We start from the raw sequence: 26,488 nt of genomic DNA, 5'->3' as shown, positions 1-26,488 counted from the left end.
AAGACTTTGTCGGTTATCTACGACGTCAGTATTGTTGCTTTGGCCAATGTAGTTACCATCTTGTATCGCGATACCAAGTGGCACGGTATAGTTATTCTCATGCATCATTGCTAGGGCGTGATTTAATTGTCCGCGTTTTCGCATCATAAGGTCAGGTGCGCCGAGGCCAACGCCTATTTCTTGCCCATATTGATAAATACTCTTTAAGTAACCTTTATCTTCCCATGGTAGCCATTCACCAACCATAAAGTTGGCGTATTGCATCGTGGTGGAGGTTGGGAACGCGTGTTTCATGGCTCGCATATTATCCTTGAGTCCTTCGACATAACTCGCTTCAGTGAAGCTTGGATCTTTCTCAACGCCAATAGCGGTTTCTTGAAGGTTGATGCCTTCCACTTTTCCATCAAACTGTGTTCCTAATGCGTTGAGGAGTTTCGCGAAACGCGCTCTTACTTTGCTGTCCCACCGTTTTGCCACCCAACCCTCTGGCTCACCGTCGTCTGTGTATTGGTAAACCGCACCACCATCGTATTCATCAGACAAGAGGTAGCTAGGTACACCTTTGTAGCGAGGATCAAAGGTCGCGTCCTGAAGCTGAATAAAGAGCTTTTTGCCATGTGCTTTTAGATAGTCATAATCGGCTTGAATCATAGAAAAGTCGTACTGATCTTTCTCTGGTTCTAACATTGCCCAAGAGTACATGATTTGCGCACCCGAAAAGCGAGTGTTGTTTAGCAATGGGTGATTGTGTATGGCTTCTCGATCACGTGCAAAGTACACAAAATGCTGAATATTGTCTTTTGGAATCGGGCATTTAGCAGAGATATGGTTTTTATATTCGTTGGCATAACGGTCGACAGGGTTGTCCCATTGTGCCTGTGCATGACCAGTGATGAGTAATGCAGCTAAAAAGCAGAGCTTTTTCATAATCTGATGAGTTCCTTGAAATGGCGAGATAGCGAACGTGAACAGCTAACGAACTGAGTGAAAAACAGCTAAGTTTGGTAATTACTATGCCCCCAGTTTAAGGAAGCTTTAGCTATGTGACTGTATGATTAGGTAAAGATGAGTCACACCTTGCTATTTACTTTCCGCCAGTTCTTTCATTTCCTGATATACGGCTTCTAGGCTCTGTTGGGCGACACGAAGAATAGGGAGGTAATTTTCGAGATCGGCAACGGTTTTGCGGCTCTTTGGACAATGACAAAATAAGGCTGCCATAAAGTTGCCAAATTGGTCATAAAGGGGAAGTGCTATCGCCACCATACCATCAATGAACTCTTCATCATCCACGCTGTATCCTCTGCGTTGAATAAAGCTTAGCTCCTTTTTTAGGCTCTGCTTGTCGATAATGCTGTTCTTCGCACACTGGCTGAGCTCAATCTTACTCAATACTCGACGTAATTGAGGAGGCGTCAAAGTACTTAAATAAAGCTTGCCGCTGGCGGATGCCTACACTGGAGTGGGAAAACCAACCGGAATGACAATTTGCAGCGGCCAATTGGTTTGAATTCGGTCGTAGTAGACCATATGCGGGCTAGGGTCATCATTCGCCAAGGCCAAACCACAGGTTTCCTCTAGTTTACGAGAAAGGCCATGCAGAATAGCTTGTCGTTGCAGTTTATGCTGATTGGTCCATCTTACATCCAACGCGATAGATAGCATTTGTGAGCCTGGATAGAAATGACCGCGTTCATCAGACTGGATGTAGTTTGCGTCATCGAGTTGCTGCAACAGTCGGTGGCAAGTAGGCTTGGGAATCCCTGACTCGAAGATAATATCAGAAGCTGAGATAGGACTCTTTGCTTCGCCAATCCGTTCAATAACGTTGATAAGACGATCGACTGAATTTACTTTTTCCGACACCATAGATTCCTTTTAAAAGCTCACCCTAAAATAATATCCAATGTCACTGCGTTAACGCAGTCATGTGGGCAGCAAAACTTTATATTCCCAAAGTATTTTACGAGTTTCAACTGGTTAAAGAGACATTGACTTGATTTGAGTGGTGCAAAACGTCGCTATTGACCCGATATTCTTCTCGTCCTTGAGTCGGCGCATCGAGAATAAAGACTTCTCCTGAACTGGGATATAACACCGACTCTTGAGTGGTAAGCTCATAATCTGCCGTTGTAACGAATAAGGTATTGAAATCTTCGTCGCCAAAAGTACAGCGCGTAGCGTGCTTAACTGCAAGATTGATTTCACCAAGTTGTGTGGCATGGCCTATTTTGTTCTGTGATGGAGTGTAATAGGAAATGATGCCGCAGTCCCAGTGACAGATATACAGGTTTCCGTGGCGATCAACGGACAGCCCATCAGGGTAGCCCTTGCACTCATCGAGCTCAACAAACACCGCCTTTTAAATTATTTGGGTCATCGAATCATCAAGTTGATATTCATATACTTTTCTTTGGAACATATTTGAACAGTAGGCGCGTTTGAGTGCAGGGTTAAACGCTATGCCGTTGGCGACGCTGAATCCAGAATCCATTTCAAGCGCGGTGTTCGCCGTTAGTCGGTAAAGCTTGCCATCAGGAGCTTCAAGTTGCTTGTGGTTCATCGAACCAAACCATAAATGACCATTCGGCGCCGTAACCGCATCATTTAAATGAAGCTTAGTTGAACCAAAGCAGGGATCAGCGATAGGAGTAAAATCGTCAAAACTCGAAGTACAATAAAACAGTCCCTGTTTGCTAGCACATATCCAACCATTGCCTTCACATCGTGCAATCGCCGTGATATCAAAAGGTACGTGAAAGACTTGGGTATTCTGGCTGTGAATCGAATACTCAAAAATCTCACTACCTGCAGCTTCGACCCAGACGAGACTATTGGTGTCGGGTTTCCAAATCGGCGACTCGCCAATGGTTGTTTTAATTCCTTTTACTGAATGCATTTTAATTGTACATATCGATACGTTTTGTATCAATATAGTTTAATTTATGGTTTGGAGAACGATTTCTTTCAGGAATATGTGGAATGACGCAGTGGATTAACGAAAACACAACGACTTAGCTAATGAGTGGACGCAACGCACAAGAAATATCCGTTATAATTGCGATAATTAGCTCGCTCAACAAGGTAAGCATCCGTTACCTTAACGAGTACGTATAAAGTTTCCAAACCCAAATAAGGAATCTGGATGGAAAGCTCAATAGCGCCAAGAGCGACGGTTTTACCAAGGTCAGTAGTGGTATTGAAAGATGCGGTCAAAACGTTTATTGACGGAAAAGAATCTCATCACGTATTGGACAGAGTGAACTTGTCGCTGGCGGAGGGAGAGAGCATGGCACTCACTGGCGCAAGTGGCAGTGGCAAGAGCACGCTATTGAATATTTTGGGTGGTTTCGAGCCAATGACCAGTGGGACCTTAGAGTTGGCTGGTGAATTGGCGCAAACGTGGAACGATAAGCAATGGGGCTATTTTCGTCACCACAAGCTTGGCGTAGTCTTTCAGCAATTTAACCTGCTAACGCCGTTAAATGTCCGACAGAATATTGAGTTTCCTTTAAGTTTAAACAAACGGAAGTGGGACGCTTGGTGCGACTATTTAGTCGCTAAATTGGATATTCAACCACTGCTTGAACGCCACGTTTCTGCGTTATCAGGTGGTCAGCAACAACGAGTGGCGATTGCAAGGGCGTTGGCGCATCAACCTGCATTGCTTTTGGCAGATGAACCCACCGGAAACCTTGACCAGAAAGCGGGTTTGGAAGTGATGCGACTGTTAGAAGATATTACCCGCGAAGGAAATACATCTGTTTTGCTTGTCACTCACAGCGAAGAATGTGCGGCGTTTATGCAGCGACGTTGCCGTCTAGAAAACGGATTGCTTTATGAAACACCGTAACGGAACCCATCTACGAGTCGCTCTGTCCATTTCTGCTGCCCACTATCGTCAAGCGCCTTTACAGGCACTCGCTATTCTTATTGGCATTATCTTGGCAGTGACGTTATTTGTGGCCGTGCAAGCGATCAATTTAAACGCAAAACGCAGTTACGCGGAATCGGCAGAGTCGCTTAGCGTCAAGGCGAGTTATCTAGTCATTCCAATGCCTGGACAGCGCTATCTTGCTGAATCCGTGTACTTTTCATTACGTCAATCTGGGTTGAGTCAATCGTTGCCAATACTTGAGGGCCGAGTGAGAGATGATACTGGGCGACGTTATTCTATCCAAGGAAGTGACATTGTAGCGGCCGTCACTTCACGCTCTCGATTACAGTCAGAGAGTGATGATGTGTCTTTATCTAATTCAGCATTGCCTCTGGCGAATTTGATGAATGGCGAACCTTTTGTCATTGTAAGCGAAACTCAGTATCAAAGGATGGGCGGCACTAAGACTGCTGTTTTGGACGACGTTGCTATCCAGTTTGTTGTCGTACCTGACGAATGGCAGTTGGGAAGTCGCTTGCTGGTGGATATCAGCCTTGCCCAACGTTTGCTGAACAAACAGGGGCAGCTTAGCTACATTGCAATATTAGATAACAAGGTGGCGGACGATACTAAGTGGCAAGCGTTGATATCAGGCGAAGCACAATGGGTTGCCAATACAAAAAGCTCAGACCTTGGTTCACTGACAGAGAGCTTTCACCTCAACCTCACTGCAATGAGTATGTTGGCATTTCTGGTTGGATTATTCATTGCCTACAACGGTGTGAAATACAGCTTACTGAAACGCAATCGGCTGTTAGTGCAAATGCAGCAAGCGGGACTCACACCTAACACGGTTTTCTTGGTGCTGATTTTAGAACTGGTGCTTTTGGTCACTGTAGGCACCAGTCTTGGGTTTATCTTTGGTATCCAATTAAGTCATTGGTTACATCCCACGGTAGCACTCACCTTAGAGCAGCTTTACGGCGCAACGTTATTGCCGGGAACATGGCAATGGCAATGGTGGGCTCAGGCATTGCTACTTACGTTAGTAGCGGCATTGTTCGCTTGTTGGCATCATTTCAAACAGAGGGTACAACAACCCTTATCCTCCCACGGCGGATTCTATCAATCTCCTGAACAGAGCAATGAAAACCGCTTGATGATCGTTGGGCTGATACTTGTGGTGGTGGCACTCATTGGCCTTTGGTTGAGTAGTTATTTTCGCTTAACGATGTTTTGGCTGGGTGTGTTTATTGTTGCGATTCCAATGTTGCTGCCCAAGTCTCTTGGCCTGCTGGCTCGAATAGCAGAACGTAAAACCTCTACTGGGTTGGTCCAGTACCTGTTTGCGGAATTGCGGGAACTGATTGCACCTTTGTCTTTGGCTATGATGGCGCTGTTGTTGGCTATTACCGCTAACATAGGAATGAACACCTTGGTGGGCAGTTTCGAGTCGACATTGAAACATTGGCTAGAGCAGCGCCTGCATGCGGATATTTATGTCAGTCCTGCACAAAGTGACATGACTAAAGTCGAGCAGACGTTAGCTCATTTCGACGGCGTGGAAGAGGTCTATAAGCAATATTATGTGCAATCTAACGTCAGTGGACTGCCCACACGATTAGGTACCAAAGATCGTATAACCTTAGAACAAACCATGGTGTTTCAATCACAAGTCAATGATTTTTGGTCCCGTTTCTATGCTGGGGATGTCGTGACTATCAGTGAGCCGATGGCAGTGAAACTGGGGTTAGTACTGGGAAGTGAGCTGCCTAGAGACTTTATGTCTGGCATGACACTGACAGTCGGTGCCATTTTTTATGATTATGGTTCGCCCGATGGCGAAGTGCTTATCTCGCCTGAGTTATGGCAATCACAAGGGTTCTCGATGGTGCCAAGCAGTTTAGGTGTGAAGGTGAGCGGTAACCGCGAAGCTATGCAGCAAGCATTAAAAACCAAACTGAATTTACACTCCAGTCAATTGTTTGATCAGGCAGAAATTAAGGCGATTGCGCTCAATATATTTGCTCAAACCTTTGCTATTACCAGCGCTCTCAATGGTGTGACGTTACTCGTCGCTGTTATCGGCTTATTTACTTCCTGTTTTATGCTACTGGACGCTCGCAAAGCCGCAATCGCTCGGCTTTATGCACTGGGCGTCAATAAATCGCAATTGTTTGTGATGGTGGTAGGACAAATGGTCACTTTGGTGCTGTTCACATTATTGGTTGCCTTGCCACTGGGCGCATTGGTCGGTTATGTGCTGACTGATATTGTGACATTGAGAGCATTTGGTTGGAGTTTGAACTTTGTTTGGAGCTGGATGGATGTGGCTCGCCTTGCGACCGTAACCGTAGTCGTGACCATCGTCGCGACCATTATTCCTTTGTGGCGTTTGGTGACTCGTCCTGTGGTCGCAAGTTTGCAAAGCGAGGTACTGTAATGTTCAAACAGATAATGGCGGTATTATCGTTACTGACGATTATAGGGTGCAGTGAGCCTGACGCTCCAAGTTTTGGTCAAATGCTAGGCTCCGATGATGGTCAATTTGAAGAGGTCAAAAGTGGTCGCAATCTTTCTTTTCCAGAAGATCATCAAGCTCACAACGACTTTCGCCAAGAGTGGTGGTATCTGACGGCAAACTTGCAGGATGCCGAAGGCCGAGAATATGGTATTCAATGGACACAGTTTCGCTTGGCGGTGAGTTCTGAGGCACCAGCTAATAAAAATGGATGGCAGAGCCAGCAGATCTTTATGGCGCACAGTGCGATTACTACGCCTAATACTCATCTTGCAGATGAGAAATGGTCTCGCCAGCACCCAGAAATAGCGGATGTATCAAGCCAACCGCTTCGAGTCTTTATTGATGATTGGCAATGGACATCCACAACCAACGATCTTTTCCCAGCAACCCTTGATGTCGCATCAAACCAATTTGGCTATCAATTGTCATTGACTCGAACCGCTCCCTATCAAAAACAAGGTGATGAAGGTTATAGCGAGAAAAGCGCTGACGGAAAGGTTGCATCGTATTATTACAGCCAGCCCTTTATCGATGTTAACGGCACTGTATCGATTAATGGAGAAAGTCATCAGGTATCTGGACAAGGCTGGATAGACCGAGAGTGGAGCTCTCAATTTTTGCTCGATTCTCAACAAGGGTGGGATTGGTTCGCGATACGGTTAGACGAAGTAACGAGTTTGGTTGTCTTTCAATTGCGTGATGCTGCGACCGGACAAGCGAGTTATTCTTATGGGCGATTAATGTATAAAGATGGTCGAGGCATTACTTTGACTCAAAACGATCTAGAACTGTCAGCCGCTCAACAAACGATAATTGAAGGCCAATCATACCCAACGCAGTGGATACTAAAAGTCGTGTCTCAGGGCATTAACGTAAAGCTTTCAGCACTTAATCCTAACGCCAAAATGCCACTTTCCGTCCCATATTGGGAAGGCCCAATTATCGTTGAGGGCTCTCATCAGGGTAGAGGATATATGGAGCTCACTGGTTATTAATCAGAGCTTTCGAATGCCTTTAACCTTCGGAATGGGCGGCTCAGTGCTTGCACTTCGAGAGCGGCGATTTGGATCGAATACTCCAAAAATCTAGAGGCCATCCGGCTTTTTGTTTTAGGTGTCCTAAGAACTGAGCCGGATTAAGGAGTGGTTGCCAAACGTGGGCCTAGTAACTCGCTTTGGAGTTTGCCACTACTGCGGCCATCAAATCGCAGGCCGCTTCGCAAAATGTTCGAAGCCGTGGAAAGAAAGCGGATACCCATTTAAGAGAGAAAAGATACGCTGCTATGCGGTCACGATGGAGAGTCCTCGTTTCTTGGTGATGAAGGCGAACGAAGCAATGAAGGCATAACACCGTGGAAATAGGTAGAGACGTAAGGACCTAATTTAAGACTTTTCTCGGGTCAAGAATCAAAATCTTTATATCTGATTGAGACTCCGCATTGATGATAGAAACCCCTTTGGGGCATGTCATCATGGATAAGACTTTAGTCTTGTTGGCTTGAAGATTTGTCGGTTCAATACTAATTTTAATTCTATCTGAGTACTGCACAAGGAATGACACATGGATATTGTAGTAATGCTTACAAGTGGCCAGTTTGGTGTATTAGAAGATTGCGATAACCTTGAGATAGAGGGTCAAACAGTTGATTGCTGGGTAGAGGTAGAGGAAAGCTTCGAATATCTTTCTGGGCAAGTTGAAAGAGTGATGTAGATGAAGACAAAGTGGGTTCTATTAGTGATGTTAGGACTGCTGGTTGTATACGATTGGTCTTTTTCGCGAGACACGCTAGACAGTGAAGACTTTGTGGCATCTTTCGACAAAACGTCTCCTGATGAGAGCGATGTGATGTACCATTTGGATACATTAACAGCAAACAAAGCGCAGTTAGACGCGGCGTTGAATTATTACTATCTAGCGCTCCTCGTTACTGAAAAAGATGTCGAGATGAAAAACGATCGTATCGTATTGGCAAACCAGCTTGACGAAAAGCGACAACAAGTTATTGAGAGCTACCGTTTGTCAGAAAAAAACGTCGCGACTTATGATCAGGTCTTGAAATATGTGGCCGACACCATAACGTCTGACGACAAGCGATATAATCGTTGGTATCAGATCCAACTTGCTGGTCAAGGAGACCTCAATCAGAGGGTGGTCAAAGTGAGCGATATGCACGCCAGCTACTCGCACTGTCAGCTTGGCACTTTTTGTTAATATTAAAGGCCGTTTCAACGGCCTTTAAATCTCAATCCTACCTTAATTTAGACATTGAATTAGCCCATTGGCGATAGACTCAAGAAACCGAAAATAACTCCCTTTCTCAACAGCGATCATACTCCCTACAGGATCTAGTTCTCCTTTTTGAGCACGAGTACCTCGGACGGTTTGTTCCACAAGAGCCGGTGTGAACTGCGGCTCAGAAAACAAACACTGGACGGATTGATCTTCAATGGTGTTTTTGATGGTAATTAACTTTTTGGCGCCAATAGGGCGTTCAGGATGAACGGTAAAGTGACCGAGGTTGTTGAGTTCAAAATAGTCCTCAAAATAACCATAGGCATCGTGAAAGACGAAGTAACCTTGGTGTTGGATAGGCGTTAGTTGTCGCTTTATCCTTTCAACCGTCAGAGACAGTGTTTGATTAAACTGCAGTAATTTAGACAAATAATCGTGCTTCAGATCTGGGGAAATCTTAATAAGTTCACTGGTAATGGATTGAGCAATAATTTTCGCCTGTTCAGGGTCGAGCCAAATATGGGGATCATAATGGGAGTGCTTATGGCCACAACCGCATGGCTTGGTAAACGTTCTTAACGGCATGTTTTCATTGTTAGCGAGAGCGAGTGAGCGTCGGGATTTCGCGATAGGTTTAGCCAGAAAAACTTCAAGATCGCTGCCTACCCACACAACCAAATCAGCAGATTGGATTTTTTGAATATCACTCGGTTTTAAAGCGTAATCGTGAGGTGAAGCATTTTGTGAGAGCAATGAAGAGCTTGAATCGCTTGTTGAACCAATTCATAAGTAATCATTTCTAATGGTTTTATCGAGTTAAGTATGGTTGCTGCGCGTACTGGTAGTGCTAACAATAACAGGAGAGGAAGTAGGTATTTAGTCATAACAAAGTCAATGGGTGTGTTTTGATGTGTTATAACATAACCATAATTTGCAGCTGATATTGTCGAGAATAGAATTGGTTGGAAAAGCCATCACGTCATGCAGCAAGCTTATATTGCGCTGACGTGATGACACGTTATCGCTTGACGACCCAGTTGAGTGCGAACAAGAGGGCAACAGGAAATAACGAGGCTAATAGCATCCATGCCCAGCCTTGAGTATAGAGGACGAATCCCGCTCCTAACGAACCCGCCGCTTGAAATCCAGTGATAGAGAAATCGTTTACGGCTTGCACTTTGAATCGCTCACTAGGCTTGTATGTTTGAGGTAATAATGTTGTCCCTCCGATAAATAAGAAGTTCCAACCCACGCCAAGTGCTACTAATGCCCACCAGTAATGGTGTACGGAATGTCCTAGTAGAGCGATGACAATACAAGCAAGGAATATAATGCAACCTAAGGATATCAACTTGTAGAGACCGATGCGCTTAATGATCAGCGGAGTGATTAATGAGGGTAAGTACATTGCCATGACATGACTCTGAATGACCCATTTTGCGCTTTGGATATCATGTCCATGACCTGACATCGCAAGTGGTGTCGCTGTCATTAAGAAAGCCATAACTGCATAAGCGGTAAGCCCAGCACCGATAGCGAGCCAAAGTAGGGGCTGTTTAAGTAGAAGTGAAAGGGTACGCGCTTCACCTACCTCGTTATTGCTATCGTGAATCTTTAGAGGTTTCATTGCGATAGCCAGAATGAGAGCACCAACGATCTCTAGAGTCCCTAGTGCCGCATATGCCCGAGCGTAATCAGACTCAAACATTGGGATAAACTGGCCTAAATTGAGCAGTTCAGGACCAACCCATGCTGCTGCAATGCCACCTACTAAAACCAAACTGATCACACTGGCGTGTTGTGAGGGGTTTGCACAACTCTCTATTGCTGCGAATCGATATTGACCGACGTAAGCTAACTGAGTACCAAGAATAAAAGTGCTCAGTGAGAATCCCCAGAAACTGCCATTATCGATGTTCCAAGCTGCAAAGAAGGCCGCGACGCTGCTTACTAGCGCAGCGATAACAAAAGCGCGCTTTCGACCGATTTTTCTTTGGATACGAGCTGCGGGAAAGATATTAAGCGATACGCCTAAAATCAAAGCAGTGACCGGAAAAGTAGCGAGGGTTGGGTCACTATGAAGACTGGTACCGACAATGCCTCCCAAAAATACATTTAAAGCGCCTACAGAGAGGACAAAAGGCTGGACAGTGGCAAGTAACCAAGCATTCCATGGCAGAGATCTCATGATATTTCTTACTAGTAGCACATTAGTTTAGCCTCTATGGTGCAGGAACTAGCTAGAAAAGCAATCTGTAATTTTTTAAAAATCGGTTATTTGCTCACCTTATAAAATTCTTCGATGAAAATTGGAATGTTTAATCTAGATTATCGACGATTGACAATCGCCTAAAAAATACTTTTGTTTTTCGCGAGTTATTCTGATCTATTTATTATTAAAGTAATTGTTCTTATTTTAATGTTTTCTATTATGTTATTTAAAGTCTAATTGTTGTGGTTAATATAATTTGTCGATAAGTGTTTGTATTGATTTTTATATATGTGATTTTGCTTCAGTGGAATTATTTTAAATCTGGTTTTTGTGTTTGAAATATATTTTGTTGGTACTAGTTTTATAAATGCGGGCTAGGGAATAATATAAGGAATAACTATGGATGGTTTATCATATAAACAGGCGTCTAAATTTCTTGATGCAGCGACAATGGGAATTAAGAAAGGCGATGTTGAAGCGTTATTAGTTAATGATGATAGAAACGGTTGGATCGACCAACAGATTAACCTCAGTTACACAAACCATGTTTCACAAACGTTAGTGCAGCAGCAACAGCGTGGTCAAACAACTCTCACTCAGGAAATGAGAGTCTGTGCTTGGTTTGATCTTGCTTTGCAAGATGAGGCTCAGTTACGTCAACGAGTTGCCTTCGCACTCAGTCAAATACTGGTTGTGGGCGACCGTGATGCGCAGTTGGCACCGTATCCATTAGAGTTAGCCAACTATTATGACATTCTGACAACATACGCTTTTAGCGACTACAAAACGCTGCTTTACCATGTCACACGCTCACCAATCATGGGGCATTACTTGACTATGGTGGGTAACCTTCCCAAGTCTCAAACTGGTGTGAATCCAGATCAAAACTATGCACGAGAAATCATGCAGTTGTTTACGATAGGTCTAAATAAACTTAATCCAAACGGAACAATTTATTTAGACCAGCAAGGTAACCCCGAAGCTAATTATGACGATGCCGATGTAGAGGATATGGCAAGAATATTTACTGGTTGGTTTATGTCTAATAGCAGCATGAATGCTCCAATGGAAGCGAACGATGTATACCACGATATGGAATCAAAAGAGGTTTTAGGAGAAAGCTTTCCGGCTGGCGTTGGAGCGGAACAAGAACTCGATCACGTGTTGGATGTGCTAGTCAAACACCCTAATACCGCCCCGAATATTTCCACCTTGTTGATTAAGCGATTTGTCACCTCTAACCCGACTCCAGCCTATGTGGGGCGAGTGTCATCCGTGTTTAAACAAACGGATGGAGACCTAGCGGCAGTGATTAAAGCAGTGTTACTTGATGACGAAGTAAATGCAGAAGGAAGTCTATTTCGCGCGAAACTTCGCGAGCCCATATTGGCCATGACCTATCTGTATCGTGCCTTGGATAGCAAACCGGGGGCAGGCGCAACTATCACACCAAACGCCATGCTATATCAAGACACTTTTGGTCAATATCCACTGGGTTCACCTTCGGTATTTAATTTCTACTCTCCGGATTACCTACCAATGGGCGGTCTTGGCGAACAAGGGTTAACTGCTCCTGAACTTGAGATCATTGATTGGAACCAAACCGTAAAAATGAGCAATATTGCTTGGAAACTGGTTACCGATAATGGTTATAAAACTAGCTCAAATAGTTCTGGAGAACTCTATCCGGATGTGTCGGATTTTGTATCGGCATCTGGAGACTACTCACAGCTTATAAATTTAATTGCAAATCGATTCTTTGGAGGAGAAGTTCCTACAGATTTAGCGCCTCGATTTGAAGGTTTATGGAATGCAAAAAGCGATAATAATAAACCCTACTCGGTATCAGCCATGCTTTATTTTGCATTTATTTCTCCCAACTTTATGGTTCAGGAGTAAAGTACTATGAAATTAACAAGACGTAATTTTATTAAAAGCACTCTTTATAGTTCTGCAGCAACTTCTATTCCATTGACGTTATCATTGCCGTCGAGCGCTTTAGCGAATGAAGGAAATGATTATAAAGCCCTAGTTTGTTTATTTCTCTATGGTGGTAATGATTCTTTTAATATGCTTGTTCCAACAGGTGGAGAAAATTTAAATAATTATAGAGATTCCCGGCCAGATATTCAGTTATGGGAACATGAGGTGTCGCAAATTGGTCATGTTTTGGACGACAATCAGCAGTCTTTAGCCCTCAATGCTGCTATGCCCCAAATATCCAGTTTGTTCGAGGCCAAAGTGGCGACAAGTATCGTTAATGTTGGTTCATTAATTGAACCAACAACCAAGGAAAACTATAACAGTGTCAAACGCTCTCCCAATTTGGGGGCGCATAATAAGCAGCAACTAGCATGGCAGCGAAGCTGGGAGACGAGTCACTATCATCCTTACGGTTGGGCTGGAATGATGATGGATCTACTTGCGACAGGGGCTGAATCCATTTCACCTAATCTGTCTTTCAGTGGCAACGAGCTAATGAATGGTTCGGGAGTCCAAGATCTTAGAGTGAGTTCATCGGGAATTCGTGCAATGTCCTCTTTGTCGGTAAATTCAGTAAACAATAATATTACCAAACTACTTGCTGATAACAATGCATCGGAATTTGGTAAGGCATACTTGCAGAGCTTCCAAGACATCCTAGATTTTCAAGATACATTGGGAGATCTGCTCGACCAATACCCAGAAGACCCGAGCATTCCTTCTAGTTATCTTGGATCTCAATTCAAAATGGTTAAAAGGCTTATCCAATCAAGTGGCGGTCTTAATCAAGCACGTCAGGTATTCTTTGTATCGCTAGGTGGGTTCGATAATCACAGCAATCAGCGTGGTAAACACGATGGTTTGTTGACTACGATTGACGATGCTGTTTCCGCATTCTATGCCTCACTTGAGGCTGATGGATTGCAAGATAGCGTAGTAACTTTCACAATGTCTGACTTCGGTAGAACCATTCAAAATAACAGCAATCGAGGCACAGATCATGGGTGGGGAAGTAACCAATTGGTCATAGGCGGCAATGTAAAAGGCGGCAAAGCTTATGGTCGCTATCCAGAGTTTGTTAAGGATGGTCCAGACGCAATAGGCAACAAGTTCATACCTACCACATCGTCGGAACAGTATGCTGCGACATTATGTCGATGGTTTGGATTATCGGAATCCGGAGTTGACTATATCTTCCCAACTTTGTCGCCAGATAAGGAAAATCATTTCCCAAGCCGTTACTTAGGTTTCTTAGGACAGGATTTAACGGAAAGCGAGAATCTAACAATCGCCGGTGTCGCGGCTTCTGTGACTCGAGTGGATCATACACCAGAGATGGCTGTTGATGGTGACCCTACAACGAAATGGACGGCGAAAGGTGAAGGGATTCATTTTGATATTACGTTGTCAGAGATATCTAGCCTTGATGTGCTGCGTTTTTCACAAGCTAAGGGCGATGTAAGGCAGTACTTTATGGATATATCGGTAAGTAGCGATGGCGTGCAGTTCACTAAACTCATGAGTTACCAAACGCCGGGAGATACAACTGGCTATGTGGACGTAGAGCTTGGTGGTCAACAGGCCCGTACCCTAAGAATTACTTGTAACGGCAATAATGACCCTGTGAACAGCAAGCTACTCAAATGGAACAACTTCCAAGAAATTGAAGTATGGGGTAAGCCTGTTTAGATTATTACAAATAGCTGAGGGCCCAAATCAGGGCCCTCAGTGAATTCATCGATGAGGTCGAGATCAGTGACCTACGGTTTTCGAAAGTAAGTTGACGACAAGAACACCAGATAGAATAAGCCCGATTCCGACAATTGCCGCTAGGTCCAATGTTTGTCCGTAAGCAAAGTATCCTACCGTTGCTACTAAGACAATACCTGCACCGCTCCAGATCGCATAAACCACACCAACCGGCATACTTTTAACGGTGACAGATAACAAAAAGAAAGCCACGGCGTAGCCGATACCAACCACTAGGCTAGGAGCCAGCTTGGTAAATTGTTCTGTCTTAGGAATAAACGAAGTTGCGATCACTTCAGTCACAATGGCTATTGAAAGTGCAATAGCTGGAGGCAGAGAGACAAGAGTTTGAAACATACTGCATTACCACCAAACAAGTGAATACGAAACCGCTCGTATTCTGATGGGCGAGAGTATAAGTAATTTAAAAAACTTTGGTAGCTTTGGTTAGGTAAATGATTATTACATTGCCGATATAATGAGTGAAAGCGCAGTATAAATGAACTGCGCCAACATAAATTATACGGATTGAGCACTCAGTGTCTTTTCCTTAAGAAATGTTGTAATCGCGGTGACACCGACGATGTGCATCGCCCTACCAAGCAGGGCAATCGCCACCCAAGACACGCCATATGTTGGTTACCGTATCAACAATGACCATCAATTAACCTCAATAAATTTAATGAATTAGTCAAAAGAAGAAGCTCATCCGATAAGGAAATATTGTTCGTTGAGGGGGCCAGGCACATTTCGAAACAATTGCTCATCGATTGAAGTGGGTTTGCAATCCCTTGATAAGGTTATTCTCTATCGAGTTGATGAAGCACGTGGTTTAATAGCGACATGTGCTTAGTTGTCCTGTCCACTTTCAATTAACACATGCATCCAACATAGACATTGTATTAATGCTTTGCCCTGCAGCCTTTGGCCGCAGGGCGTTTTTTTAATGAGTAAGATAGTCAGAGCCTGCTTGGCGAGAAAGTGTCTCTCGCAGTGTTTCAGGAAGGATACTCCAATGTATGCCTTCCAACGCACCAGCGATATAAAACAGTAAGTTGATTCCCGGCTGTTTATCGTGGCTACCACACACTGCTTTATAAGCATTCACAGGACCTTGCTCTCTTAATTCATCAATGGAGTTGATACCCGCCTTACGTAACATTCGTTCCGTTTTATATTGCATATTAGGAAGGTCTTTGATGCGCGTGGGCGTTTCTTTACGCTTTTTTTCTTCCAAACCTACACTCCAAACTTCTTCGCAGAGCTGTGCTATTTGTTTATCGCAATGCTTTACCGCTTCAGGAATGGAGTAGTAACTAGAAAGGCTAGGGTAGTTGCGAGACGGTGAGCGCCAGTGAAACTCGTATGGCGTACTCCCTAATTGCGAAAACTCGTCCTTAAACTTACTATTCGGTGCTCTAAGGTAGAGCTTGTTGCCCTTTATTAGTGCAAACATCACACCATTAGACAGAACGCCTTTCCCGCCAAATACAGAACGGATGCTTATCTCTTTAAGCTCAGTGTACGCCTGTATTGAGTCTACAAAGTTATCTAACATCATCTCTCTCCTTGAATGTGTTACGAATAGGACAATTTGCGCTTTCGATAAGAAACTGTGATTACAACTGCATTAATTGTTCCAGATTCTTAGCCGTTACAAATTTTGTGAAAGTGAGGTTGGAGTTATGGTGCGGTTAGAAGCGATTTTGACGTAAAGGTTTTTCACTGTTCATAAAACTGAAGCGCGACTTTGTTAAAACATGAAGAGGCAAACCGTGAGTAGCGAATAGGTTAAGTTCTAGATTTGATCCAAGTTTGAGACAGATTAGTTTTCAGTCGGTTTACTACTTACTTGAATAATGAATCGCGACTACATTCAGTAGACTACGTGTTCAGAACGTTTGTAGGTAAGGCTTTACTGAGATGGCTTGAGTTTGGAGTATAGGTAACTATTTTGGGTTGTCGAATGCTGCAATGCAATTTCTGAATATCGTGAGGAGTGGAAATGCTAGAGCCTTGTACCGTTCTAACATGGACTGATAATCAATTGATAACGCCTGACACTTCGTGGGTTTTGACTCATCGTAATTACTACCCTCGTTGCGAACAACTCATAACAACTACGGCCCTTTGTGAGTTAGATATCTATCTTAATCAACACCAATACTTCACCGAACCCTGTGGCGTCGTTGACCCTAGATTTCCGATTTTAGCCTTTTCATATGGAGAAGGCTGAGAGGTTAATCAACTCATTGCTGAGCAAGTCATTACTATTATGCTCAGTCAGCCAAGGATTCAAGCTATCCTGCAATGGGAAATCTGCGACATTGTTCTCTAGACTCTCAGCCAAATTTTAAGTCGCGCGTTACTTCCATTCAGTTCGGGCATAATGAGACCTATATGACTACAAAAGAAGTCGCTTTGAAGGCTATTCATTATACCCAAGTTCGCAAGGTGAATATTGTTGCTCAACTTTGGCATGCAAGCCGTTGTATTCTTCAGGCAGAAGAATGTGGTTGGCACTGTATTTCCTTGCGGGGTGTCGATGCTTTTGCTCCAACTGACCCACAGCCATGGGTTCGCCATCCACTGTCTTGGTTGTTAAAAGAGAGTCGCTATCGTTATACCGAGTCTCGGGAGGGCAATTTCGTCATTCAACCAAGGACGACGGTATAGCTGACGTTATACCATTCGCTTCTTCTCTGTCTTAGTTCTCAAAATTCACTAAGCTGTATATGTATACAGTTATTTCCACATTAGATTATCACCAGTAACAACGTGGAAGGTTGATTTATGGAAAACGTTAAACAGATAGTTGAAGCGTATTGGCGTGCAATGGAAGGGAATGATTTCTATTATGCGAGTGAGTGTTTAGCAGAAAGTATTGAAGTTCATTGGCCTCAGTCGAATGAAAAAATCGTGGGAAGAGAGAACTTTGCTGCGGTAAACACTGAGTATCCCGCTAATGGGTTGTGGCAGTTTGATATCATTTCTATTGTTGCAGAGGGTAATACGGTCGTTACCGATGTGAATGTCACTGATGGAAAGATCAAAGCAAAAGCCATTACGTTTCATACCGTTGAAAATGGAGAAATCGTCAAGCAAGTAGAATACTGGCCGGACGATTATCCGGCGGCAGAATGGCGCAAACGCTGGGTTTGCGCCATTAGTTAGGTTAGGTTGCGCCCTTTTTTGGCTCGGACGTTTCCTCTTCCGAGATTTCGTTTTCGCTGGTGTTATCACTTAATACATCAGCAAGCGTTGACTTAGATAGGTGGCCTTTAAGGTCGCCGTTGTCATCGACAACCGGAAGAGGGTGATCGTTATCCAGCGTTTCTGGAATCACTTCCTCCAACAAAGCATCGCTTTTCACCGCAGGAACATCATCCAACATCTCATCAGGAATTTCCTTATGGTAATCAGAGCGCTCAACTTGCTCTAACGCTTCTTGAGTAATGACTCCTTGATATCCTTCGTCAGTGACAACGTAACCATAATCGTGTTTTGAACGACGCATTTGTGTCAGCGCTTCACCAAGAGTTTCGGCAGTAATGCGCGAAATAGGAGGCTGCATCACTGTCTCTACGGTTAACGCACGCGCACGATTAACGTCTTTAACAAAGGCTTCAACATAGTCGTCCGCTGGGTTTAGCAGTATGTCGACAGGTTTGTCTTGTTGAACAACCACGCCATCGCGAAGAATTGCGATGCGATCACCTAAGCGCAGTGCTTCATCCAAATCGTGAGTGATAAAGATAATGGTTTTGTGCAGCTTTTCCTGAAGTTCGATCAGCTGGTCCTGCATTTCGCTTCGGATTAACGGATCGAGTGCCGAGAAGGCTTCATCCATCAAAAGGATGTCTGCGTCGGTACATAGAGCGCGAGCAAGACCAACACGTTGTTGTTGTCCACCAGACAGCTGACTAGGGTATTGTTGCTCATAGCCTTCTAAGCCTACGGTCTTAATCCATTCTTTTGCTTTGGTTAAACGCTCTGTTTTATTTAAGCCTTGAATCTGTAGACCATAAGCTACATTGTCGATGACGGATTTATGTGGAAGCAACCCGAAACGTTGGAATACCATCGACATCTTATGGCGGCGAAAGTCGCGCAACTCTTTGTCGGATAGTTTCATCACGTCAGAGCCATCCACAATAATCTCACCTTCAGATGGGTCAATAAGGCGGTTAAAGTGGCGAATCAATGTGGACTTACCAGAACCAGAAAGCCCCATAACGACAAAAATTTCTCCAGGATAAACATCAAGGTTAATGTCTTGAAGTCCGAGAGTATGACCAGTACGTGCGAGTAGCTCATCTTTGCTTTCGCCATCTTTGACGGCTTGCAAGTAAGACTTATCTTTAGGACCAAAAATCTTATAGAGGTTCTTGATTTGAATGATCGGTTGAGGTTGAGTCATTATTCTCTTCCTCCTAAGTGAGCTTGAGTTCGTTTAGCATAGCTTTGAGACACACGGTCGAAGATGATAGCAAGTGCCACGATCGCTAGACCATTTAAAAGACCTAACGTGAAGTATTGGTTGGTAATAGATTTAAGTACAGGTTGGCCTAATCCTTTCACCCCAATCATAGACGCGATAACTACCATGGCGAGTGCCATCATAATGGTTTGGTTGATACCTGCCATGATATTCGGCATTGCTAATGGCACTTGCACGCCAAACAAGCGCTGCATTGGACTTGCACCGTAAGCCGTCGCCGCCTCAAGCACTTCTTTATCCACTAAACGAATGCCGAGATCGGTCAATCGAATCACTGGTGGAATGGCATAAATGACAACAGCAATTACGCCCGGAATTTTACCAATACCGAGTAGCATGACGACGGGTATTAAATAAACAAACGCAGGCATGGTCTGCATAATATCGAGTATTGGTGTGATAACGGCTCGGGCTTTCTTAGACTGAGCCATAATAATACCTGTGGGTATTCCGAGTGCGATAGCGACAAAGGTGGAGACGAGAATAATACTCATGGTTCGCATGGTATTGTCCCACATTCCAAAAAATCCAATCAAAAAGAAAGCAACACCAACGGAAGCACTGAGTTTCCACGAGCGGCTTGCTAGGTAGGCGAGGCTGACCAATATCCCGAGTATTAACCACCATGGGCTTGCAAGAAGCAGTTTTTCAAACCAAATGAGAAAGTTTAAGAGAGGGTCGAATAGAGATTCGATTGCATCGCCATATTCACGTGAGAAGTCACGGTAAGCACCATCGAGGGTTTTACGAATTTCGAGTAGTTGTTTTCTATCTAGCTGAGGTATTTCACTCAACCAACTGGCATTAGACATCTGTTACTCCTTGATTACTTCTGCCATTTAAGAAGATCCCTAAGCAAGGGATCTTCTTTTAGTTTGATTGACGCCAATGAGTGCCACCTTGGCAAGTATTGGGTCAATCTCTCACTCCAATTTGTCTCTGAATCCAAAGAGACAATCCATGAAGAGCTATATTTCTTTTACAGTGCATCCACCGCTTTTTGTACTTTTGCGGCTACGTCTGGTGACAGCCATGCTGTCCATGTATCTTTGTATTCCTTCATAAAGTGCTCAACGGCATATTCACCATCTGCTTGCTCGTCTTCCATCCAAGCAAGTAGACCGTTCATTTGAGCATTGCTAAATTCACGCTGCTTGAAATACGCCATGGCTTCTGGTGATTTCTTCGCAAAGCTATCGGTCACGACAGTTTCAACGGCAGAAGGTGGGTACATAGTTGGTTTCGGATCGAGACATTCTTCTTGGGTAATACAGTCTTTAAACATGGTTTCATCAACGCCGCTACCGAAGTCGACTTTGACCATTTTGTATTTACCAAGCACAGCCGTTGGTGCCCAGTAATAACCAAACCATGGCTCTTCACGCTCATATGCTTTAGCGATAGAACCAGAAAGACCAGCACCTGAACCCGGGTCGACCAGTTCAAATCCTGCTTGTTCCATATCTAGTGCATTAAATAAATTGCCGGCAGAAATCTGGCAGTTCCAACCTGCAGGGCAAGTATAGAAGGCGGACTTGCTTGGATCTTCTGGGTGAGTGAATTTCTTTGCGTTGGCAAGTACGCCCTCAATCGTTGCAAGAGTTGGATCTTGTTTGACCATGTACTCAGGAACCCAAAAGCCTTCTTCGCCGCCGTCAGTAAGGGTTGTGCCCGCGTATTGAATCTGACCTTCCTTAACGCCAAGATCCAAGGCTTCACGCATAGAGTTACTCCAGAACTCTGGCGCGATATCAGGTTGCCCTTTTGAAATCATCGACGCACCTGTTGGCATAGTATCGCCAGGTACAAGCTCTGCATCACAGTCAAAACCGTGCTCCAGAATGAATTTATCGATGTTGGCAATGAGTGTGGCTGAATTCCAGTTCATGTCAGCAATAGTGACCGTTCCACACTCGTCTGCAGAGGCTGTTTGAAGACTTGATGTAGCTAAAAGAGATGAGAACAATAACGTCCTAGTTAAGCGTTTCATAGTGATTTTCCATTTCAAAGTTCGCAATTAAGTATATGAAATAGAAAAAACATTACAAACTTCATTCACAAACTGTTCATATTGCTGTGACCTAACCTTCAATAATAGCGGTCTTTTTATGCACTTGTTTGCGCTTGTTTTCATGCTTGGTCAACCAGATGATTGGGATGACAATCATCAGAGTTCCTAGTGCCATAAAGATATCTGGAACTTCATCAAACCACAGTAAACCAACTGCTACGGCACCAATTAAACCACTGTATTCCGCACTGGCAATTTTATTGCTGTCTACTGAACGATAGGTGAGTACGCATGTCGCTGCATAAATCAAAATAAAGGTACTCGATGCGGCTGCCACAGGAAAGGCGCTCCAGTCCCAAGGCTGACCTTCTATAAAAACTAAACATAGTGATACGGGCATGCCGACTAGATTGGTAACCAGTAAAGTGTGCACCACAGATTGCTGTTTTGGCAGCTTACGAATTAATAAGTTGTTCACGGCGATCGTCAGAGCAACAATTAACGCTGATAGGGCGGCAAAGTCGATTTGATCAGGTCTGATAATCACTAGCACGCCAGCAAAGCCCATTACCGCTGCTGTGATGGTCTGACCAGAAAGTGTCTCACCAAAAAACAGCGCTGCCAAAGGGAGCATCATGAGGGGGGCAGCATAGAAAATAGCGTTCGCTGTTGCTAATGGCATGGATGAAATGGCGTATACCATGAATATGGCACCAAATAACCAGACGTGTGCTCGTAAAGTGTGCCACTTCAAACCCTCGGTAATGTGCTTTGGTTTACTTAATAAGAACAAAGGTAATAAGATCAGCACCGCTGACAACTGGCGGAAAAAGACAAATTGAAACACAGCGACGTCATTACCGACACTCTTGATCAGTGCGTCTGACAAAATAGCAATTTGATTACCAAACACCAGCAAAAGCATCGCTAAACCGACTGTCATTGGTTTCATGTTTATTCTCCTCTTCCTCTTTACGAGAGCATACGAGATGACCTAGGATGAAGTGAAATGATAAATATTTAATTAGTATTAGATATTTAGATAATGAAACTTCCACCATTACGAGCTGTTCACTGTTTTGAGTCTGTGGCGCGAAACCTCAGCTTCTCGTTGGCTGCAGAGGAACTTAATGTGACTCAAAGCGCTGTTAGCCATCAGATCCGTTTATTAGAAGAGTATCTCGGTGAGGAGCTATTTATCCGACAAGGAAGAAAACTGTCACTATCTCAAATTGGCGAAAGTTATCTAGAAGAGATTAGCCCTGCGGTCGCGTCGATTGCAAAGGCCAGCCAAAGAATTCGGGAGGGAGAGCGCGGTACGATCCGTTTAGCTTTATACAGTTCACTCGCGGTAAAGTGGCTGATTCCAAGACTGTCTGATTTTAAACGCCTCTACCCGGAAATTGAGCTAACGTTGAATATGGTTGCTGAAGATCCTGAGCTATCAGATAACATTGGTGACTGTTTCATCACGGTCGAAAAACCGAAACGTAATTTCGTGGCGGAGTCGTTGTATAGTGAGGTGCTCTATCCCGTGTGTAGCCATAAAATATGGAAAGAGATCGATGGGCAAAAGCTGCCCGAGGCGCTTTGGAATTATCCAATACTATCAACGGATTCTGTTTTTAGAGAACGTGGTAAAGATTGGCAAAAGTGGTGCCAAACTGGTGGTATCACCATGCCTAACGATTTAGATATGCAGCACTTTAGTCATATGCTGCTGGCAATAGAGGCGGCAAAATATGATCAAGGGATTACCTTCGCTAACGGCTATATGATGACTGAGAGGGATTTGCAAGATTTAATAGTGATTCCATCACATGGTTTAGAAACAGGTGATAACTTCTATTTTGTCTACAAAAAGAGCCGCGCAAGACAGCCAGAAATTAAAAAATTGGCGAGTTGGTTACAGCAGCAATGTGGTGAGCGTTCTTACTGATAGTAATAATAAGAACGCACTACTTATCAGGCTGGTTGTTGCACGAGTTTAGTTGCAAGGAGCTATTTATTCACTGAGTGACGTGAGTAGTCTTTTCATACCTGATTCATCCAAGTATCCATCTGGCTTTTTAGTGGCGCGTAAATATTGATATGCCGTAATGAGTTTACGATGCTGGAAACTGTCCTTCTTCGCTAAGCGACTACCAATAACAGTATCATAGGCCAATTGGTATGCATCCATGTCAACGACATCAGCTTGACGGTACAGGTATCCGCAGCCCGTTGCTAACCATTCAAGTGAGCAATTGGCTTTCATGGCGATTTGATTAGCTTTTGCTAAGCTTGGTTCACTACCTTTTAAGTATTTGCGAATGAGTGCTTCTGATAGTTCGACACGTCGAGCAAATCCGCTAACACTCTCTTGTCCAATCAATTCTTGTAGTCTGTCTGCAAAGCTCACAACTTCGTACTCTAGTTCGTTTTTTCGAAGTTTACCCGTTGAGAGCTAGGTAAAACAAGCATAGGATGTTGGCAGACTTAAATAAGGAGATAACCAATGGTTTCGAATGTTACAGCTGTTTCGAAAGTGACAATGGCGCCAAATGGACCAGAGTTTTCAGAACTGGTTCAGGGGTATTGGCGATTAGCCGATTGGGGAATGACACCGCAACAACGTCTGACCTTCCTTAAACAGCATATTGAACTCGGTGTTACTACTGTTGATCATGCTGATATCTACGGTAACTATGAGTGTGAACGTTTGTTTGGTGAGGCGCTAGCACTAGATAGTTCAGTCCGTGAACAGATTCAAATCGTCTCTAAATGCGACATCAAACTGTGCTCAGATAAATATCCAGGTCGTAAGATCAACCATTACGATACCAGTGCAAAACATATTTATGAGTCAGTAGATAACTCGTTACAACGCTTGGGCGTAAACGAGTTAGATGTACTGTTAATTCACCGTCCAGACGTTTTAATGGATGCTGATGAAGTTGCTGATGCGTTTAATGAACTATACAAGATTGGTAAGGTCAAACACTTCGGCGTGTCAAACTTCTCGCCACGCCAGTTTGAATTACTACAATCGCGTTTGAGCAAGCCACTAGTGACTAACCAAGTAGAAATTAATCCGCTTAATTTTGAAGTGGCTCATGATGGTACGCTAGATCAATTGCAACAACTTCGTGTGTTGCCAATGGCGTGGTCAACACTTGCTGGTGGAGAAATCTTCAACGGCAAATCGGAACAAGCAAAGCGAGTCCGAGAAGAACTTGAGGCAATTCGCACTGAGGTAGGAGCGGCCAGCATCGATCAAGTGATTTATGCCTGGGTTAAGCGTCTTCCTTCGAATCCTTTACCTATCATTGGTTCAGGTAAAATTGAACGAGTTAAAGCAGCCGTTGCTTCTCTAGAGATAGAGCTTACTCGTGAACAGTGGTTTAGAGTTTGGGTTGCAGCAAAAGGTCACGGTGTGCCATAACCCCCTTAATTTGCCCTCATTAAATGACGAAAACCTTGCTGTGATTCATGGCGAGGTTTTTTTCTAACAATCGCTGACTTGGCGAATAATGCTTACTGTGATACATATTCTGACACAAACGGTATTTATTATCAGTTAAGGTGATGTTATAACATAACAATTGTGTTTTAGTTATTGTTATCTTATGAAGTCTCCACGATACGTCTTGTTTGCTATCGCTGCTGTCTCTTTTTCCCTCGCAGCATATCTCTCAATAGAACAAGAACAGCCTCAGCCCGAACCTGTAACCATTAAAATTACACCATACAAATCTACGCTGAATAGCCCTGAAACTAGCGCTCCAACCCAAACGACATCGCTGCAAGCAGAAAAGCCTGACCTTGCTAAAGTGCATTACATCGTTAAAGTTGGTGACTCGCTAAGCACCATTTTCAATGCCTGGGATTTGTCGTATAACACCCTGCAAAGTCTACTAGAGGCCGATTTAAACTCGCTGAAACTCGATACTATTAAGCCCGGCGATCACCTAGAAATGGTGATAGATCGAACGACTAACCAGCTTAAGCAATTGACCTATCATGAGAGTTTAGTGGAAAGGGCAGTATATAAACGCTTGGAAGATGGCAGCTACAGCTATGAATTTATTGAAGAGCAAGGTGAGTGGAAAACACATCTCTTCTCTGGAGAAGTGGTTGGCAGCTTTTCGAGTTCGGCGCATAAAGCAGGATTAACGATCACACAGATCGCCAATATTACCCGAGTCTTGAGAGACAAAATAAACTTCGCCAAAGATTTTAGAGCGGGTGATACCTTTAACATTCTGGTCAATGAGCAATACTTGCGTAACCATTTAACTGGGAACACCGAAATACAGGGAATCTCGATTACGATTAGAGGAAAGGAAGTTGCCGCGTTTCTGGCTGAAGATGGTCGTTTCTATGATCGTGAAGGCAATAGTTTAGAGCAAGCTTTTGACCGCTATCCCGTTGCTAAACCATATAGAAGAATCACCTCACCATTCAACCCACGACGCGTTCACCCTGTCACTGGACGTATTTCACCACATAACGGAACTGACTTTGCAACGCCTGTCGGCACGCCTGTTCATTCCACCGGTGATGGTAAGGTAATCGCGGTGCGCAACCACCCTTATGCGGGCAAGTATTTAGTTATTGAACATAACAGTGTCTACAAAACACGATATTTACACTTGCAGCGTATTCTCGTGAAACGAGGCGATCATGTTAAACGGGGTCAGAAAGTAGCGTTATCCGGAGCAACTGGGCGTTTAACGGGACCGCATTTACATTTTGAAGTGCTAGTGCGAAATCGTGCTGTTGATCCAATAACAGCAAACTTGCCGATGGCAACGTCGATCCCAGCAAAAGATAAGCCCGCATTTATTGCGCGAATCTCGGAATTCGACCAACTTGTAGGCAACAAAGACGACAGTCGTATTGCTCAAGAAAAACGCCATGTTTAATCGGTTCGTATTGAAGTCTTCCTATTGGCGCAGAGTATTGTTTGTCGCTTTGGTGACGCTGTCGACTAACGCCAACGCACACCCGCATTCATGGATAGGCAACCAGTTAACGGTCAATGGCAAAGGGACATTGGTGGATAGCATCAGCATGGAGTGGGTGTTTGATCCTTTCACCAGTGCCTACGCGCTAGATGGTGATTTTTCAGTGTTTGATAGCGAAGAAACAGCGCATAAAGAAGCGGTAAGGTTGATGTCTAATTTATTGAATACGCATTACTTTACTTGGCTCTTCTCCGCTTTGTTGAGTCATAACGCAATACTTATGACTTCTACCATACTGACTAATAACCCTTTTTTAGTCAGTATGGATGAATCCTATTTTGACCCAGTTACTTTCTCAGCTTTTACATATTCAGGGGCAGGCAATCCAGTCGATTAAGGTCGATGAATCCACTCAAACTGTTGACGTTTACTGTCGTCGAGACCGACGAT

General features: G+C 43.9%; 24 protein-coding genes and 2 pseudogenes. 13 read left to right on the top strand and 13 right to left on the bottom strand.

What is annotated here, in order from left to right; genetic code table 11:
• The 4 genes and pseudogenes from VTH8203_RS12305 to VTH8203_RS12295 form a co-directional block, all read right to left on the bottom strand.
• Nucleotides 1-927 (bottom strand): hypothetical protein (locus tag VTH8203_RS12305; RefSeq protein WP_096993940.1); only part of this gene is annotated, 927 nt, incomplete at its 3' end.
• A 153-nt stretch (nt 928-1,080) separates the two neighbouring features.
• A pseudogene (locus VTH8203_RS25055) lies at nt 1,081-1,440 on the bottom strand (IclR family transcriptional regulator domain-containing protein); the annotation flags it as partial.
• A gap of 12 nt (nt 1,441-1,452) precedes the next feature.
• The gene (locus VTH8203_RS25050; protein WP_244181206.1) at nt 1,453-1,869 is read right to left on the bottom strand and encodes a helix-turn-helix domain-containing protein; all 417 of its coding nucleotides are present in this window, start codon (nt 1,867-1,869) and stop codon (nt 1,453-1,455) included.
• A 103-nt stretch (nt 1,870-1,972) separates the two neighbouring features.
• Nucleotides 1,973-2,899 (bottom strand): annotated as a pseudogene (locus VTH8203_RS12295) (SMP-30/gluconolactonase/LRE family protein).
• Nucleotides 2,900-3,145: 246 nt separating this feature from the next.
• On the opposite strand from VTH8203_RS12295, the gene VTH8203_RS12290 reads away from it, so the two are divergent.
• The 5 genes from VTH8203_RS12290 to VTH8203_RS12275 all read left to right on the top strand — a co-directional run bounded on the left by VTH8203_RS12290 (nt 3,146) and on the right by VTH8203_RS12275 (nt 8,612).
• Nucleotides 3,146-3,853 (top strand): ABC transporter ATP-binding protein, encoded by a 708-nt coding sequence (locus VTH8203_RS12290; protein ID WP_096993939.1) that lies wholly within the window; start codon nt 3,146-3,148, stop codon nt 3,851-3,853.
• The gene (locus VTH8203_RS12285; RefSeq protein ID WP_096993938.1) at nt 3,840-6,320 is read left to right on the top strand and encodes an ABC transporter permease; all 2,481 of its coding nucleotides are present in this window, start codon (nt 3,840-3,842) and stop codon (nt 6,318-6,320) included. Before VTH8203_RS12290 ends, VTH8203_RS12285 begins: the two co-directional genes overlap by 14 nt.
• Nucleotides 6,320-7,396, top strand: a complete 1,077-nt coding sequence (locus VTH8203_RS12280) for a lipocalin-like domain-containing protein (protein ID WP_096993937.1) — start codon at nt 6,320-6,322, stop codon at nt 7,394-7,396. The genes VTH8203_RS12285 and VTH8203_RS12280 overlap by 1 nt, the downstream gene beginning before the upstream one ends.
• 565 nt (nt 7,397-7,961) lie before the next feature.
• On the top strand, nt 7,962-8,111 hold the full coding sequence (locus VTH8203_RS24770; RefSeq protein ID WP_167385818.1) for a hypothetical protein: 150 nt from the start codon (nt 7,962-7,964) through the stop codon (nt 8,109-8,111).
• Nucleotides 8,112-8,612, top strand: coding sequence for a hypothetical protein (locus VTH8203_RS12275; RefSeq protein ID WP_096993936.1), 501 nt, complete (start codon nt 8,112-8,114; stop codon nt 8,610-8,612). It begins immediately after the preceding gene.
• Between the two features lie 42 nt (nt 8,613-8,654).
• On the opposite strand, the gene VTH8203_RS12270 is transcribed toward VTH8203_RS12275, so the two are convergent.
• Both VTH8203_RS12270 and VTH8203_RS12265 read right to left on the bottom strand, forming a co-directional pair.
• Nucleotides 8,655-9,386, bottom strand: coding sequence for a zinc ABC transporter substrate-binding protein (locus VTH8203_RS12270; RefSeq protein WP_244181205.1), 732 nt, complete (start codon nt 9,384-9,386; stop codon nt 8,655-8,657).
• Nucleotides 9,387-9,651: 265 nt separating this feature from the next.
• Nucleotides 9,652-10,821: an MFS transporter gene (locus VTH8203_RS12265; RefSeq protein ID WP_096993935.1), complete on the bottom strand. Its 1,170-nt coding sequence runs from the start codon at nt 10,819-10,821 to the stop codon at nt 9,652-9,654.
• Nucleotides 10,822-11,244: 423 nt separating this feature from the next.
• Between VTH8203_RS12265 and VTH8203_RS12260 the strand changes: the two genes are divergently transcribed.
• Both VTH8203_RS12260 and VTH8203_RS12255 read left to right on the top strand, forming a co-directional pair.
• Nucleotides 11,245-12,744 (top strand): DUF1800 domain-containing protein, encoded by a 1,500-nt coding sequence (locus VTH8203_RS12260; protein ID WP_096993934.1) that lies wholly within the window; start codon nt 11,245-11,247, stop codon nt 12,742-12,744.
• A gap of 6 nt (nt 12,745-12,750) precedes the next feature.
• Nucleotides 12,751-14,517, top strand: a complete 1,767-nt coding sequence (locus VTH8203_RS12255; protein ID WP_096993933.1) for a DUF1501 domain-containing protein — start codon at nt 12,751-12,753, stop codon at nt 14,515-14,517.
• A 63-nt stretch (nt 14,518-14,580) separates the two neighbouring features.
• Here the strand turns inward: VTH8203_RS12255 and VTH8203_RS12250 are convergent, their stop codons facing one another.
• Nucleotides 14,581-14,934 carry a DMT family transporter gene (locus tag VTH8203_RS12250; protein WP_096993932.1) on the bottom strand — a complete coding sequence of 118 codons (354 nt, stop codon included), beginning with the start codon at nt 14,932-14,934 and terminating at the stop codon, nt 14,581-14,583.
• 586 nt (nt 14,935-15,520) lie between these two features.
• Nucleotides 15,521-16,138 carry a TfoX/Sxy family DNA transformation protein gene (locus tag VTH8203_RS12245; RefSeq protein WP_096993931.1) on the bottom strand — a complete coding sequence of 206 codons (618 nt, stop codon included), beginning with the start codon at nt 16,136-16,138 and terminating at the stop codon, nt 15,521-15,523.
• A gap of 839 nt (nt 16,139-16,977) precedes the next feature.
• Here VTH8203_RS12245 and VTH8203_RS12240 point away from each other — a divergent pair.
• Both VTH8203_RS12240 and VTH8203_RS12235 read left to right on the top strand, forming a co-directional pair.
• Nucleotides 16,978-17,253, top strand: a complete 276-nt coding sequence (locus VTH8203_RS12240) for a hypothetical protein (protein WP_096993930.1) — start codon at nt 16,978-16,980, stop codon at nt 17,251-17,253.
• Between the two features lie 117 nt (nt 17,254-17,370).
• Entirely contained in the window at nt 17,371-17,751 is a 381-nt protein-coding gene (locus tag VTH8203_RS12235; protein ID WP_062459157.1) for a nuclear transport factor 2 family protein, read from the top strand.
• Between the two features lies 1 nt (nt 17,752).
• Here the strand turns inward: VTH8203_RS12235 and VTH8203_RS12230 are convergent, their stop codons facing one another.
• The 4 genes from VTH8203_RS12230 to VTH8203_RS12215 all read right to left on the bottom strand — a co-directional run bounded on the left by VTH8203_RS12230 (nt 17,753) and on the right by VTH8203_RS12215 (nt 22,041).
• A complete protein-coding gene (locus VTH8203_RS12230) occupies nt 17,753-18,997 on the bottom strand; it encodes a quaternary amine ABC transporter ATP-binding protein (RefSeq protein ID WP_096993929.1) in 1,245 nt (414 codons plus the stop codon).
• Complete coding sequence (locus VTH8203_RS12225; RefSeq protein WP_096993928.1) at nt 18,997-19,890, bottom strand: ABC transporter permease; 894 nt, start codon at nt 19,888-19,890, stop codon at nt 18,997-18,999. Before VTH8203_RS12225 ends, VTH8203_RS12230 begins: the two co-directional genes overlap by 1 nt.
• A gap of 167 nt (nt 19,891-20,057) precedes the next feature.
• Nucleotides 20,058-21,068: an ABC transporter substrate-binding protein gene (locus tag VTH8203_RS12220; protein ID WP_096993927.1), complete on the bottom strand. Its 1,011-nt coding sequence runs from the start codon at nt 21,066-21,068 to the stop codon at nt 20,058-20,060.
• Nucleotides 21,069-21,159: 91 nt separating this feature from the next.
• A complete protein-coding gene (locus tag VTH8203_RS12215; protein ID WP_096993926.1) occupies nt 21,160-22,041 on the bottom strand; it encodes a DMT family transporter in 882 nt (293 codons plus the stop codon).
• 93 nt (nt 22,042-22,134) lie between these two features.
• On the opposite strand from VTH8203_RS12215, the gene VTH8203_RS12210 reads away from it, so the two are divergent.
• Nucleotides 22,135-23,028, top strand: a complete 894-nt coding sequence (locus VTH8203_RS12210) for a LysR substrate-binding domain-containing protein (RefSeq protein WP_096993925.1) — start codon at nt 22,135-22,137, stop codon at nt 23,026-23,028.
• Between the two features lie 66 nt (nt 23,029-23,094).
• On the opposite strand, the gene VTH8203_RS12205 is transcribed toward VTH8203_RS12210, so the two are convergent.
• Nucleotides 23,095-23,490 (bottom strand): DNA-binding protein, encoded by a 396-nt coding sequence (locus tag VTH8203_RS12205; protein WP_096993924.1) that lies wholly within the window; start codon nt 23,488-23,490, stop codon nt 23,095-23,097.
• Nucleotides 23,491-23,586: 96 nt separating this feature from the next.
• Between VTH8203_RS12205 and VTH8203_RS12200 the strand changes: the two genes are divergently transcribed.
• From VTH8203_RS12200 to VTH8203_RS12190, 3 genes are all read left to right on the top strand, one after another.
• Nucleotides 23,587-24,513, top strand: a complete 927-nt coding sequence (locus VTH8203_RS12200) for an aldo/keto reductase (protein WP_062459133.1) — start codon at nt 23,587-23,589, stop codon at nt 24,511-24,513.
• A 184-nt stretch (nt 24,514-24,697) separates the two neighbouring features.
• On the top strand, nt 24,698-25,996 hold the full coding sequence (locus tag VTH8203_RS12195) for a peptidoglycan DD-metalloendopeptidase family protein (protein WP_096993923.1): 1,299 nt from the start codon (nt 24,698-24,700) through the stop codon (nt 25,994-25,996).
• On the top strand, nt 25,989-26,435 hold the full coding sequence (locus tag VTH8203_RS12190) for a DUF1007 family protein (protein WP_096993922.1): 447 nt from the start codon (nt 25,989-25,991) through the stop codon (nt 26,433-26,435). Before VTH8203_RS12195 ends, VTH8203_RS12190 begins: the two co-directional genes overlap by 8 nt.
• The last annotated feature ends 53 nt before the right edge of the window (nt 26,436-26,488 follow it).

The sequence above is a fragment of the Vibrio thalassae genome (assembly GCF_900089835.1).
In the GTDB taxonomy this organism is placed as follows: Bacteria; Pseudomonadota; Gammaproteobacteria; order Enterobacterales; family Vibrionaceae; genus Vibrio; species Vibrio thalassae.
This window is presented reverse-complemented; position numbering and strand designations above follow the sequence as displayed.